Below are 14,140 nucleotides of genomic sequence, written 5' to 3' on the forward strand. Positions count from 1 at the left end.
TCATCACCACAACCAAACAAAGAACACCAAAGTGAAGTGAGTGCTGAATGCATACCCCCACATATCCAGCCCCCACATCGCCCGTGCACCTGGCGGCGGAGCTGCGGCTCCCCACCAACTGGCTCGACTACACGATCCTGGCGATCTACTTCGTCGTCGTGCTCGGCATCGGATTCGCGGCCCGCCGCTCGGTGAAGACCAGCCTCGACTTCTTCCTGTCCGGGCGTTCGCTGCCCGCCTGGGTGACCGGTCTGGCGTTCATCGCCGCCAACCTGGGCGCGACCGAGATCCTCGGCATGGCCGCCAACAGCGCCCAGTACGGCGTCTACACCGTGCACTGGTACTGGATCGGCGCCATCCCCGCCATGGTCTTCCTGGGCCTGGTGATGATGCCCTTCTACTACGGCTCGAAGGTCAGGTCCGTCCCCGAGTTCCTGCTGCTGCGCTTCGACAAGGGCGCGCATCTGCTCAGCTCGATCCTGTTCGCGTTCGCCGCGATCCTCATCGCCGGGGTGAACCTCTACGCGCTCGCGATCGTCGTCGAGGCGCTGCTCGGCTGGCCGCAGTGGGTGTCGATCGTGGTCGCGGGCTTCTTCGTGCTCGGCTACATCACCCTCGGCGGTCTGTCGTCCGCGATCTACAACGAGGTGCTGCAGTTCTTCGTGATCCTCGCCGCGCTGATCCCGCTCTCGGTGCTCGGGCTGAAGAAGGTCGGCGGCTGGGACGGCCTGACCGACTCCCTGACCGCGTCCCACGGCGCCGACTTCACCACCGCGTGGGGCGGCACCGGCATCGGCAGCGACAACCCGCTCGGCGCCAACTGGCTCACCATCGTCCTGGGCCTCGGCTTCGTGCTGTCCTTCGGCTACTGGACGACCAACTTCGCCGAGGTGCAGCGCGCCCTGTCCGCGAAGAACCTCTCCGCGGCCCAGCGCACCCCGCTCATCGCCGCGTTCCCGAAGATCTTCATCGTCTTCCTGGTGATGATCCCGGGTCTTGTCGCGGCCGTGCTCGTACCGAAGATCGGGACCTCCGGGTCCGACCTCCAGTACAACGACGCGATCCCGTACCTGATGGAGGACCTGCTGCCCAACGGCGTCCTCGGCATCGCGGTGACCGGTCTGCTGGCGGCCTTCATGGCGGGCATGGCGGCCAACATCTCGTCCTTCAACACCGTCTTCACCACGGACATCTGGCAGAAGTACGTGAAGCGCGACGAGGAGGACACGTACTACGTGCGCTTCGGCCGTCTCATCACGGCCGTCGGCGTGCTGGCGTCCATCGGGACGGCGTTCCTCGCCTCCTCCTTCTCGAACATCATGAGTTACCTCCAGACGCTGTTCTCCTTCTTCAACGTGCCGATGTTCGTCGTCTTCATCATCGGCATGTTCTGGAAGCGCGCGTCCATGAAGTCCGGCTTCTGGGGCCTGCTGGCGGGCACCACGGCCGCGATGATCAACTACTTCGTCCTCTACAAGCAGGACATCATCGGCATCCCCTCCGACCAGGGCGCCAACTTCGTCTCCGCGATCGCCGGGTTCGTGGCCGGCGCGGTGGTCATGTTCGCCGTCTCCCTCTTCACCGCGCCGAAGCCCGCGGAGGAACTCCAGGGGCTGGTGTACGGGACGACCTCGCCCGGCATGGAGGAGCCGCCGGCCAAGGGCGACGACGCCTGGTACCGCAAGCCGGCCCTGCTCGGCTGGGGCGCGATCATCCTGGCCGCCGCCTGCTACATCCCCTTCTCCTTCTGACGACCGGAGGCCTGATCACCCATGCCCGAGCACTCTGGCTATTCCGACCGCGACCTCCAGCGCGAAGTCACCGAACTGCAGGGCAAGTCCGCCACGGCGGCCCGCCTGTTCGACATCCGCCGCATCATCGGCGGTCTGTTCGTCGTCTACGGGATCATCGTCACGATCGCCGGCATCACCGAGTCCGACGCCGACATCGCCAAGGCCCAGGACGTCAACATCAACCTATGGACGGGCCTGGGCATGCTGGCCCTCGGCCTGTTCTTCCTGGCCTGGCTGTGGCTGCGCCCGGTGGCTCCGCCCACACCGGACCAGGACACCACCGAGCGACCCGCCGAGTAACCGCCGGGCACGGCGAGTTCGGGTACGGGGCCGGAGCCGCACAGAGCGACTCCGGCCCCCACACCTGCGCCAGGACGCGGCCTGGACCGGGACTAGACCTCGGACCCCGCGTCCGACGCCGGGTGCGGGATCGGCCCCGCACGGTCCAGCAGCCCTGTACGGGCGGCGAGCGCCGCCGCCTCCAGCCGTGAGCCGACGCCCAGCTTCATCAGTACGCGCTGCACATGGGTCCGCGCGGTGCTCGGCGCTATGCCCATGCCGGCCGCGATGAGCCGGGTGTCCTCGCCGTCGGCCACCCTCACCAGCACCTCGACCTCTCGCGGCGTCAGCATCTGGAGAAGCCGCTGGCCCTCGTCGTCGGGCTGCGCGGCCGGGTTGAGCAGTTCGCTGAAGGCGCCCTGCAGCAGCTGCGGCGCCACGGCCGCCTCCCCTGCCCGGGCCTTCATGATGGCCCGCTCGACACCCTCTATGCGCTCGTCGTGCCGTACGTAGCCGGACGCCCCGGCGGCGAACGCCGCGGCGATTCCGCGCGGGTTCGGCACCGGTCCGAGGACCAGCACCGCGACCTGCGGCCGCTCCCGTTTGATCCTCACCACCGGGTCGAATATGCCCGGTTCGGCGGGCGTCGCCGTGCCGATCAGGCACACCTCGGGCGCCCTTGTGATCACCAGCTCCGCCGCTCCCGCGGCAGGCGCGGCCGCGGCCAGCACGCGGTGCCCGCGCAGCTTCAAGGCCGAGGCCAACGCCTCGGCGAGCAGTCGGTGGTCGTCGACCACCATGAGCCGCACTCCCATCGAGCCCAACCCCCCAGTCCCCCCAGGATCCCCACTGGTACCCCATGGATAGGAGCCCCCCGGCTCTCCATCCCCCGGAAGCTACACGCTTGTTCGACGTTGCGCTTCCCCTACTGGAGAGAAGTGCCCCGGATTTCCGAAATTCCTCGCATTCGCGAGCGATGGGCCGTACGAGAACGACCCCGCCCCTGAGCAGGGACGGAGTCGTGATCGACAGGCGAACGCTTGATCGGCGTACGACCTGCCCGGGGCCTCTCGAAGACCCCGGGCGGCCGTGGGACGCCTACTTGGCGCCGAAGCCGATCGCCGCGTACTCCTTGTCGTCCGCGGAGTACGGCGCGCTGATCAGCTCCTGGGCCATGAAGAGCCGGCCGCTCGTGTACCGCATCTCCGAGCTGCTCGGGACGATGCTGCTGATCGCGCTGCGGACCTGGGCCTCGGCCGGGGTCTCCAGGAGCTTGGTCTCCTTGAAGGTCTTGCCGTCGAGGGAGACGACCTGGGAACCCTTGTCGTACGGGCCGCTCTTGAACGCCAGGACGTTGCCGCCGTCCATCCGGATCGGCAGGATCTCGTAGCCGTCGCCGGCGTCGGCCCGGTCGCTCGTGGGCTTGCCCGTGGCCAGCGAGAAGGACACGATCTCGTTGACCCGGGAGTACTGCTCGGCGCCCTCGTGCTGCTTGGTCGGCACGTACAGCCTGTCGTTGCCGACCGCGATGGACCGGCAGTTGTGGATCTTGTTCACACCGCAGTCGTGCTCGTACTTGCCGTCCTCCAGTGTGATCTTGGTGCGCAGCTTGCCGCTGTCGTCCAGCGAGAAGACGTCCGTGGCGCCGGACGCGGTGATCTCGCCGGAGTCCACGCCGAAGACGACCGGCTTGGTGGAGATGACCTTGGCGTTGTCGATGCCCGCGGGGAGCTTGTAGCTCCACTTGACGGTGCCCGCCTTGGGGTCGAGCAGCTGGACCTCGTACTTCTCGTTGCCGTAGTCGCCGCACTTGCGGACCGCGACGAGCTGCTCGCCGCCCGCGTAGCCGACGTCCTCGCAGGTGCCGACCTTCGGCTGCCAGAGGATCTTGCCGTTGCTGATGTCGAAGGCGGCGCCGCCGTTGAGGCCGGAGCCGGCCGCGACCGTGGTGCCGGTGATGCTGACTTCCTTGAACGCGGCCTTCTCACCGCCGTTGGGGGCCACGGACTTCGTCCAGAGCGCCTTGCCGGTGTTCAGGTCGAACGCGGTGACCTCGGTGCACTCCGGGTACGGGTTCGCCTTGGTGCGCTTGGCGTCCTCGGCGACCACCACGGCGACGCCGTCCTTGGTGACCTCGGGGGAACCGGCGCAGGTCAGACCCGTCAGCGGCAGCGTCCAGGACTCCTTGCCGGAGTCCGGGTCGTAGCCGATGACCTCGCTGACGCCCGCCTTGGCGTACACCTTGTCCGTCAGCCAGGAGCCGGCGACGCTCCAGACGTCCTTCTTGGGCACCTCCGCCGCGGGCAGCTGGAAGAGGACCTTGGCGCTGGTGCTGGAGGGCACCTTCTCGGTGCCGCCGCCTCCGCCGACGTCGTCGCCGCCGTTGTTGTCGTCCTTGCCCTCGGTGCCGCCGGGGCCCGCGGAGGTGTCCTTCTCGTCGCTCTTGCCTGACGAGTTCGCGTACCAGACACCGCCGCCGACGATCAGCGCGATCGCCACGACGGCCGAGACGATGATCGCGACCTGCGGGTTGACCTTCCGCCCGCCCTGCGGAGCCTGCGGCTGCATCGGCATGGTGCCCGGCTGCTGGTAGCCGTACTGGGGCTGCTGGCCCGGGTAGCCGTAACCGGGCTGCTGACCGGGGTAGCCGTAGCCCGGCTGGGCCGGCGGGGTCTGCGGGCCGCCCTGGGGCGCGCCGGGCGCCTGCGGGTAGCCGTACGGCTGCTGCGGCGGGGCCGACGGGGGCCCGGCCGGGGGCGGGGTCTGGGGTGCCTGACCCGGTGCCTGCGGGTAGCCGTAGCCCGGCTGCGGCTGCGGCTGCTGCGGAGGCCCGGCGGGCGGAGTGGCCGGCGGCGGAGTGGGCGCACCGAAGCCACCCGGAGGCGGGTCCTGCGGGGCGCCGAAACCGCCTCCCTGGGGCGGCTGGTTGGGCGGCGGGGGCGGCGGCTGACTCATGACGTGTGTACCTCGGATACGAAGGGGACGAAGGTCTGGTGGCCGTGGAAGGGCCGGACGGGACGAGCGGGCGGTGCCTGGAGGAGAGCCGGCCGGATCACTTGCCGAACGCCAGCATCAGCTTCTCCTTGGACTCGTCGTTGCCCGTCAGGCGAGTGGTGGAGAGGTAGAAGCGCCCGTCCACGTAGTCGACGGCCTTCGAGAAGAAGCCGTCCTCGATGTCCGCGGTGCCCTGCGGGTTCTGCAGAAGCTTCTGAGGCGTGTGCGAACCGCCGCCGGTCGGGATGGAGACGACCCGCCCGCCCGAGTCGTACGAGGGCTGCACGTACGCGATCAGGTTCGTGCCGTCCAGCTTCATCGGCATCATCGCCTCGTCCGCCGGGGACTTGACCCGCCACTTCTCCTTGCCGGTCTCCAGGCTGACGGCGACGACCTCGTTGGCGCCGCTCTTCGCCTCGGTCGGCAGGTAGAGGGTGTTCGCGTCGGCCGCCACACCCCCGCAGCCCTGGAGGTCGCGCGAGAGGATCGCCCAGCCGCACTCGGGCGCGAACGACTCGTCGACGTCGACCTCCGAGCGGACCGTGCCGTCGTTCTTCAGCGTGGTGACGTTCCACTGCTTCTTGTCGGCGTTGGTGAGGTAGATGACGACGGGGTCGACGGAGTACGTCCGCTCGACGCGCCAGCCCTTGGGGAACTTCCTGGTCCACTGGGCCTTGCCGGTGGCCGGGTCGAGTTCCTGCACCTCGTCGTGCTCGTTGTCGCCGCCGGCCCCGCAGGACGAGACGGCGAGCAGCTTGGCGCCGCCGGTGAACGCCGACGGGAAGCAGGAGGCGCCGTACTTCTTCTTGTCGTAGAGCTTGTCGCCGCTGGTCACGTCGTAGGCGACGCCGGACATGGAGCGGCCGACCATCAGCGTGTCGCCGACGATGTTCAGGCTGAGGCTGAGGGCGCTGTCGAAGAGGTCGCCCTCCGGGATCTCCTTCGTCCAGCCCTTCTTGCCGGTGGCCAGGTCGAGTTCCACGACCTGGTTGCACTCGGCGGTGTCCTTGGTGCCTTCCTTGTACGCCACGAAGACCTTGTCCGCGGACGTCTTCTGCGGGGACACCGCGCAGATCTTCTCCGGGAAGGAGACCGCGGGCCAGGCGACCTTGCCGTCGTCGACGTTGTAGGCGAAGACCTGCTTGTACGCGGCCTTCACGGCGACCTTGTCGGTGACCCACATGCCGGGGGCGTCGGCGCCGGAACCGGGGGCGTCGGGCGCCTCCTTGTACCAGAGCACCTTCGACTCGCCCGCCTGGCGGCCCTCGTTGAGGTCCTCGGTGCCCTCGTTGCCGTCGCCGTTGCCGTCACCGGGGTTGACCGGGGCGTCCGAGTTGGAGGCCTTGCCGTCCTGGGACTTGTCGGCGACGGGCTTCTTCTTGGAGTCGTCACCGCTGCCGGAGACGGCCCACACGGTGCCGCCGATGACGAGCGCCGCGGCCAGCGCCGCCCCGATGATCATCGCGGGCTTCCCCTTGAAGGGGCTGCGCGAGCCCCCGCCCGGCGGCGTCCCGGGCGCACCCGGGAACTGCGGCTGCTGCGGGTAGCCGTATCCGGGCTGCCCGTACGGACCGGGCTGCTGCGGATTCCCGTACGGACCGGGCTGGGTGTACGGACCCGGCTGCTGGCCGTACGGACCCGGCTGGGCGTAGGGGCCGGGCTGCTGCGGGTAGCCGTAACCGGGCTGCGGCGGGGTCCCCGGAGCGCCCTGCGGAGGCGGCGGCGGAGTCCCCGGCGGCTGGGCGGGCGGCGGAGGCGTGGCTGCGTGCGGATCCTGCGGCGGGCCGAAGCCTCCCTGCGGTGGCTGGCCCTGCGGCGGCTGGTCCTGCGGCGCTCCGAACCCGCCCTGCGGCGGCTGGTTGGGCGGCTGAGTCATCAGCGCGTTCCCCCTCTTCACTGATTTTTAGCCATGCCCTGCAGTACGCACCGCAGTAGGCGATGCACTCACAGTGGTTGTCAGACTGCCCAAGAGTGTTCTCGGACGGCTCTTTCTATCACCATGACGCGCTCGAACAAGGGGCCGGTTCCTCCCCTGTTCCCAAGGGAGGACCGGCCCGTGATGCCCTCGTTATGCTCCTTCACGCAGCCTTCACGCGTCGTCTGCGAGCTCCAGCCAACGCATTTCCAACTCCTCGCGCTCGGTGGCCAGTTCGCGCAGGTCGGCGTCCATTTTCGCCACCTTCTCGAAGTCCGTGGCATTGTCGGCGATTTGGGTGTGCAGCCGGCTCTCCTTGTCGGAGATCTTGTCCAGCTGCCGCTCGATCTTCTGGAGTTCCTTCTTCGCCGCGCGGGCGTCCGCGGCGGACACACCGGACTTCTCGGCCGATTGGACGGGCGCGGGGGCGGCGGCCGCGGCGGCCTCCTCCATCTTGTGGCGCCGCTCCAGGTACTCGTCGATCCCGCGCGGCAGCATCCGCAGGGTCGCGTCGCCGAGGAGCGCGAACACCCGGTCCGTCGTGCGCTCGATGAAGAACCGGTCGTGGGAGATCACGATCATCGAGCCGGGCCAGCCGTCGAGGACGTCCTCCAGCTGGGTGAGGGTCTCGATGTCGAGATCGTTCGTCGGCTCGTCGAGGAAGAGGACGTTCGGCTCGTCCATCAGCAGCCGCAGCAGCTGGAGCCGCCGGCGCTCACCACCGCTCAGATCACCGACCGGCGTCCACTGCTTCTCCTTGTTGAAGCCGAACGTCTCGCAGAGCTGGCCGGCGGTCATCTCGCGGCCCTTGCCGAGGTCGACACGGTCGCGCACGGCCTGGACGGCCTGCAGCACCCGCAGCGTCGGGTCGAGCTCGGCGACCTCCTGGGAGAGGTAGGCGAGCTTGACGGTTTTGCCGACCGCGACCCGCCCGGCGGCGGGCTGTGTCTCGCCCTCGGAGAGGGCGGCGTCCCTCATGGCCCGCAGCAGGGAGGTCTTGCCCGCGCCGTTCACACCGACGAGACCGATCCGGTCCCCCGGTCCGAGCTGCCAGGTCAGATGCTTGAGGAGCACCTTGGGCCCGGCCTGGACGGTGACGTCCTTCAGGTCGAAGACGGTCTTGCCGAGCCGGGTCGAGGCGAACTTCATCAGCTCGCTGCTGTCCCGCGGCGGCGGCACATCGGCGATCAGCTCGTTGGCGGCCTCGACACGGAAGCGCGGCTTGGACGTACGGGCGGGCGCCCCGCGCCGCAGCCAGGCCAGCTCCTTGCGGACGAGGTTCTGCCGCTTGGCCTCCTCGGTGGCGGCGATGCGCTCCCGCTCGGCCCGGGCGAAGACGTAGTCGGTGTAGCCGCCCTCGTACTCGTACACATCGCCCTTCTGCACGTCCCACATGCTGGTGCAGACCTGGTCGAGGAACCACCGGTCGTGGGTGACGCAGACGAGCGCGGACCGGCGCCGGCTCAGATGCTGGGCGAGCCAGGCGATGCCCTCCACGTCCAGGTGGTTGGTGGGCTCGTCGAGGATGATCAGGTCCTGCTCCTCGATGAGCAGCTTGGCCAGCGCGATCCGCCGCCGCTCACCGCCGGAGAGCGGTCCGATCACGGTGTCCAGCCCCTGCGGGAAGCCCGGCAGGTCGAGACCGCCGAACAGCCCGGTGAGTACGTCCCTGATCTTGGCGTTGCCCGCCCACTCGTGGTCGGCCATGTCCCGGATGACCTCGTGGCGGACGGTGGCCTCGGGGTCGAGGGAGTCGTGCTGGGTGAGGACACCGAGGTGCAGGCCGCCCGAGTGCGTGACCCGGCCGGTGTCGGCCTCCTCCAGCTTGGCGAGCATCCGGATCAGCGTGGTCTTGCCGTCACCGTTGCGGCCGACCACCCCGATCCGGTCGCCCTCGGACACGCCGAGGGAGACTCCGTCGAGCAGCGCACGGGTTCCGTACACCTTGCTGACTGCCTCGACATTGACCAGATTGACGGCCATCGCACTCCTGACAAGGGGGATCGATCGACCTTCCAGGGTAGTCGCCCGAACGGTTGATCCTTCCGCCCGTCCAGTGGGCGGCGCCCCGTAAGGGGCGCGGGGAACTGCGCGACAGGCCACATCGCACCCGCGGACGACACCCAACCGGCCGCGCGCAGCGTCTACTGCCTCCGCTGGGGCGGTATCAGCGCCGAAGCCGGGGCCAGAGAACGACCCCCCACCCCCGACTCGGCCAGAGCCCGATCATGCACGGGCATGTCATCCCGAACCAGGTTCTCCGGAATGAGCACGGCCGCCGTGACACCCCCGCTCCCGGAGGACCGCAGCTCCACACTCACCCCCTGCCGCTCGGCCAGCCGGTTCACCACGATCAGCCCGATCTGCTTGGCGTCCAGCAGATCGACCTTCTCGGAGCGGATCTTCCGGTTGGCCTCGGCCAGCGCGTCCTCCTTCATACCGAAGCCGCTGTCCTCGACCTCGATGAGCAGCCCGCCCCGCACCCGCGCGGCCCGCAGCTGCACCTGCGTGCTGGGCGGTGAGAAGGCGGAGGCGTTCTCGACGAGCTCGGCGAGCAGATGGATGACGTCGGCGACCGACCCGCCCGCGACGGAGACACGGGGCGTGGCCCAGATCCGTACGCGGGAGGCGTTCTCGATCTCCGCGACGGCGGCGCGCAGCACCTCCGACAGCGGGATCGGATCGCGCCAGCCACGCCCGGGCGCGATGCCGGACAGGATGAGCAGGCTCTCGGAGTGCCGCCGCATCCGGGTGGCGAGGTAGTCGATCCGGTACAGGTCCTGGAGCTCGGTCTGATCGCGCTGCCGCTGTTCCATCCCGTCCAGCAGATCGAGCTGCCGGTGCAGCAGGACCTGGCTGCGGCGCGCGATGCTGACGTACACGCCGGAGATCCCGCTGAGGAGTTCGGCGCGTTCGGAGGCGGCCTTGAGGGCGGCCCGCTGGACGGCGGTGAGGGCGGTGCCGACCTGGGCGAGTTCGCCGCCGGCGAGTCGGCGCATGGGTGCCTCGGCGTCGATGTCGACGCCCTGCCCGGCGTGCAGCCGCCGCATGGCCTGCGGCAGCCGGCGGCCGGCCACTTCGAGGGCGGAGTTGCGCAGGTCGAGGAGTTCGACGATGAGTCCGCGCCCGACGAGCACGGAGACGAGCAGCGAGAGCAGCACCCCGACGAGGCCCAGGACGACGGCGACGCCGGAGGCGCCGAGCGTGTCCCAGCCGAAGGCGTCGACCTGCGAGACGGCGGCCGTTCCGGCGCCCTTCTCGGCCCGGGCCAGCCCGTCCAGGACGGTCCTCGCGGAGCCGTCCCACCGCGTGAGGAAGCCCGCGGACACGGCCGAGGCGCCGGGCCCGGCGCTGCGCACCCGGTTCTCGATGGCCTGGAGGTTCTCGTAACTCCCGCTCTGCAGAACGGTGTTGTACGCGGTCCGGTGTCCGGGCCGGAGATCGGCGACGGCTGGTGCGAGCAGTTGGCGCTGGGTGGCGACGGCGCCGACGAACAGCGCGTACTGGTCCTTGGTGAGCGTTCCGGCTGCCCGGCCGGCGGCGAGGATCGCCTGTTCCTGGGCCAGTGCCTCGCGGGCACGGGCGAGTTCGAGGACGACCCGGGCCTCGGAGGCGCCGCTCGTTCGCCCCTCGCCGGTGAGCGCGCCGGAGACGGCGAAGGCGTGCTCGATCGTCGTGGAGTACGCCGTGTGGATGTCCGTGACCTTCGCGCTGTCGCCGGACGCCTCGGCGCGCAGCGCGGCGAGGCCCTCCGCGTCGGTCTCCAGGCGGTCGATGCGACCGGGCAGCGCGGAGTCGAGCAGTCCGGCGTCGGCGCTGCTGGCGTTGGCGCCGTCGAGGAGCTTCTTGGCGGCGGCGTCCGAGGTCCGCCCGGCGGCGCGCAGTTCGGCGGGGTCGCCCTTGCCCGGGGTGGCGGCGTACCGCAGGGCGGCGGTCCGCTCGGCCTGTACGGCGGTGACGAACCCGTCGACGGGGACGAGGAGTTCGGCGTTGACCTCCTTGGCCCGCTCGGTGGCGCCGATGCTGGAGGCGGTGGTCACCGCGGCGAAGCCCCACAGGGCCATCAGCGACACGATGGGCAGCATGAGCAGGGAGACGATCTTGGCTCTGACCGACCGGGGTCGCAGCCGGTCGGGCGTGCGTCGGACACGCATGGGGGCACCTCGTTCAGGGAGGGGAACGTACGGCGGCCGGCTCAGGCGGTGGAGAGCTCGACCTGGCGCAGGAGTTCGGCGGCCACGGCGGACTCGGCGCGCTTGCCGGTCGGGGAGAGCGCCACATACGCGGCGGCCAGGAAGAGGAATGAGCCGAGGACGACGGCGAGGGGGAAGATGAACTCCGTGGCGGTGGCACCCGCCAGGGCCGCGCTGCTCGGCGTGAGGGAGATGCTCACGGCGTACATCGCGGTGTAGTGCATGCTGCTGACCGCGAGGCCCATCACGAGGGCGGACGCGGTGGCGACGACGGGCCCGCGTACGACGAGGCTGAGCGTGAGCGCGGCGGTCGCGGCGACGACTGCGATCGCGACGGAGGCGATGACCAGGGCCGGGTCGTAGCGGACCGAACCGTGCAGGTTGAGGGCCGCCATGCCGATGTAGTGCATGGCCGCGACGCCGAGACCGGTGCCGAGCCCGCCGAGCAGCACGGCGCGTACCCGGGACCGGCCGTAGCCGGCGGTGAACACGCCCGCGCCGACGACCAGTACGGCGACGACCAGGCTGAGCACGGTCAGCGGGACGTCGAAGCGGATCGGCGTGCCGTCGACACCGAAGCCGAGCATCGCGACGAAGTGCATGGTCCAGATTCCGGAGCCGATGGCGGCCGAGGCCAGCAGCAGCCAGTTCCGCTTGGAGGAACCGTCCGCCTCAAGTGCCCTGACCGTGCACCGCAGTCCGAGTGCCGCGCCGACGCAGGCCATCGCATAGGACAGGACGGGAGTGACCCATCCGGCGCTGAAGTGGTCCATGTGACCCATGGGGAAACCCCTCTCGCCCGCCGCACGGCCTGACCGTACGCACGGAAGTACCGCCGGTAACAAGACACCGGAGGCGGCCGATAATGCCAGCCCGAGATGAGCGGCGGACCCGGACGAAAGGGGCCCAGCCGGGAGATAGACGTGAATTGAACTACGGTGACCTGCATAACACTTGACCTGCATTTATATGCAAGCGACCGGGCCGGGCGGAATCCGCCGACTACCTCCACACGGCCCACACAGGCCCGCCTGGAACCGGTAACTCCTTTTGTGTAAGCGGTTTCCGAGGGCACCTTTCAAGCCAGGTTGAACCTCAGCCACCCAGGGGCGCGGGGAACTGCGCGACAAGCCCCCACGCACCCGCAGCCGACGCACGACCTCAGAGCACAACAGCCCCCGGCACGGGCCCCGCGGCAACGCGCGCGGCGCGACAGGTCCCGGAAACAACAAGCGCATCCGCAACCTTCACCGCCGCCTCGGCATCCCGCACGAGAAACGCGGTCGTCGGCCCGGAGCCCGACACCAGCGCGGCCAGCGCCCCCGCGTCCGTGCCCGCCGCCAGCGTCCGGGCCAGCGAGGGCCGGAGGGACAACGCGGCGGCCTGCAGGTCATTGGAGAGGACGGCGGCCAGCGCCGTGGCGTCCCCCTTGGCCAACGCCTCCAGCAGCCCGCCGGAGGCAACCGGCTCGGGCACCTCCACCCCTTCGTTGAGGCGGTCGAACTCCCCGTACACGGCCGGCGTCGACAACCCGCCGTCGGCGACGGCGAACACCCAGTGGAAGGTCCCCCCGACCTCCAGAACCCGCAGCTTCTCCCCCCGCCCGGTCCCGAGCGCCGCACCGCCGACCAGGCTGAACGGCACGTCGCTGCCCAACTCGGCGCAGATGTCGAGGAGTTCCTCGCGCGTGGCCCCCGTACCCCAGAGGGCGTCGCACGCGAGCAGCGCGCCCGCGCCGTCGGCGGAGCCGCCCGCCATGCCCCCGGCGACGGGAATGTCCTTGTCGATGTGGATGTGCACATGGGCCTCGCGCCCGGTCCTCGCGGCGAGCTTCTCCACCGCGCGGGCCGCCAGGTTCGTACGGTCCAGGGGGACTTGGGCGGCGTCGGGCCCTTCGCAGGTCACCCGGAGGGTGTCCGCCGGGGTCACGGTGACCTCGTCGTAGAGGCCGACCGCGAGGAAGACGTTGGCCAGGTCGTGGAACCCGTCGGGGCGGGCACCGCCCACCGCGAGCTGCACATTGACCTTGGCGGGGACCCGTACCGTCACGCTCACTGCTTGCTCTCCGCGATCCGTGCGAACTCTTCCACCGTCAGGGACTCACCGCGTGCCTGGGGCGAGACGCCCGCCGCGACGAGGGCGGCCTCGGCCGCGGGGGCCGAACCCGCCCAGCCGGCGAGCGCGGCCCGCAGGGTCTTGCGGCGCTGGGCGAAGGCCGCGTCCACGACGGCGAAGACCTCGCGCTTGGACGCGGTCGTCCTCACCGGCTCCTCGCGCCGCACGAGCGAGACGAGCCCGCTGTCGACGTTGGGGGCGGGCCAGAAGACGTTGCGGCCGATGGAACCGGCCCGCCTGACGTCGGCGTACCAGTTCGCCTTCACGGACGGCACGCCGTAGACCTTCGAGCCGGGCGGGGCGGCGAGGCGGTCGGCGACCTCCGCCTGCACCATCACGAGCGTGCGCTCGATGGTGGGGAAGGTGTCGAGCATGTGCAGGAGTACCGGGACGGCGACGTTGTAGGGGAGGTTCGCGACGAGGGCTGTGGGGGCGGGGCCGGGGAGTTCGGTCACCTGCATGGCGTCGGAGTGGACGAGTGCGAAGCGGTCCGCGCGGTCCGGCATGCGGGCGGTGATCGTCGCGGGGAGTGCGCTCGCGAGGACGTCGTCGATCTCGACGGCGATCACGCGGTCGGCGGCCTCCAGCAGGGCGAGGGTCAGGGAGCCGAGTCCTGGGCCGACCTCGACGACCACGTCCTCGGGGCGGACGTCGGCGGTCCTCACGATGCGGCGCACGGTGTTGGCGTCGATGACGAAGTTCTGGCCGCGCTGCTTGGTGGGTCGTACGCCGAGGGCTTCCGCGAGTTCGCGGACGTCGGCGGGACCCAGGAGGGCGTCGGAGGTGGGGCTGCTCACGCCCCAAGGGTACGGGTGGGATGGGGCGGGGCCATTTCTCGCCCCCGCCGCCCC

General features: G+C 70.2%; 10 protein-coding genes. 2 read left to right on the forward strand and 8 right to left on the reverse strand.

Annotated features, from left to right (window positions below; all coding sequences use genetic code 11):
- The first annotated feature begins 47 nt into the window (after positions 1–47).
- A complete protein-coding gene (locus JEQ17_RS19535) occupies positions 48–1,751 on the forward strand; it encodes a sodium:solute symporter family protein (RefSeq protein WP_200396432.1) in 1,704 nt (567 codons plus the stop codon).
- 21 nt (positions 1,752–1,772) lie between these two features.
- On the forward strand, positions 1,773–2,093 hold the full coding sequence (locus JEQ17_RS19540) for a hypothetical protein (protein ID WP_200396433.1): 321 nt from the start codon (positions 1,773–1,775) through the stop codon (positions 2,091–2,093).
- A 92-nt stretch (positions 2,094–2,185) separates the two neighbouring features.
- On the opposite strand, the gene JEQ17_RS19545 is transcribed toward JEQ17_RS19540, so the two are convergent.
- The 8 genes from JEQ17_RS19545 to rsmA all read right to left on the reverse strand — a co-directional run bounded on the left by JEQ17_RS19545 (position 2,186) and on the right by rsmA (position 14,086).
- On the reverse strand, positions 2,186–2,887 hold the full coding sequence (locus JEQ17_RS19545) for a helix-turn-helix transcriptional regulator (RefSeq protein WP_200396434.1): 702 nt from the start codon (positions 2,885–2,887) through the stop codon (positions 2,186–2,188).
- 283 nt (positions 2,888–3,170) lie between these two features.
- A complete protein-coding gene (locus JEQ17_RS19550; RefSeq protein WP_200396435.1) occupies positions 3,171–5,027 on the reverse strand; it encodes an outer membrane protein assembly factor BamB family protein in 1,857 nt (618 codons plus the stop codon).
- Between the two features lie 97 nt (positions 5,028–5,124).
- Complete coding sequence (locus tag JEQ17_RS19555; RefSeq protein WP_200396436.1) at positions 5,125–6,942, reverse strand: outer membrane protein assembly factor BamB family protein; 1,818 nt, start codon at positions 6,940–6,942, stop codon at positions 5,125–5,127.
- A 213-nt stretch (positions 6,943–7,155) separates the two neighbouring features.
- A complete protein-coding gene (locus JEQ17_RS19560; protein ID WP_200396437.1) occupies positions 7,156–8,964 on the reverse strand; it encodes an ABC-F family ATP-binding cassette domain-containing protein in 1,809 nt (602 codons plus the stop codon).
- Positions 8,965–9,125: 161 nt separating this feature from the next.
- On the reverse strand, positions 9,126–11,135 hold the full coding sequence (locus tag JEQ17_RS19565; RefSeq protein ID WP_200396438.1) for a sensor histidine kinase: 2,010 nt from the start codon (positions 11,133–11,135) through the stop codon (positions 9,126–9,128).
- Between the two features lie 41 nt (positions 11,136–11,176).
- On the reverse strand, positions 11,177–11,956 hold the full coding sequence (locus JEQ17_RS19570) for an MHYT domain-containing protein (protein WP_200396439.1): 780 nt from the start codon (positions 11,954–11,956) through the stop codon (positions 11,177–11,179).
- Positions 11,957–12,335: 379 nt separating this feature from the next.
- On the reverse strand, positions 12,336–13,229 hold the full coding sequence (locus tag JEQ17_RS19575; protein WP_200396440.1) for a 4-(cytidine 5'-diphospho)-2-C-methyl-D-erythritol kinase: 894 nt from the start codon (positions 13,227–13,229) through the stop codon (positions 12,336–12,338).
- Positions 13,226–14,086 carry a 16S rRNA (adenine(1518)-N(6)/adenine(1519)-N(6))-dimethyltransferase RsmA gene (gene rsmA / locus JEQ17_RS19580; RefSeq protein ID WP_200396441.1) on the reverse strand — a complete coding sequence of 287 codons (861 nt, stop codon included), beginning with the start codon at positions 14,084–14,086 and terminating at the stop codon, positions 13,226–13,228. The genes JEQ17_RS19575 and rsmA overlap by 4 nt, the downstream gene beginning before the upstream one ends.
- Between the last annotated feature and the right edge of the window lie 54 nt (positions 14,087–14,140).

The sequence above is a fragment of the Streptomyces liliifuscus genome, assembly GCF_016598615.1.
GTDB classification, from domain to species: Bacteria; Actinomycetota; Actinomycetes; order Streptomycetales; family Streptomycetaceae; genus Streptomyces; species Streptomyces liliifuscus.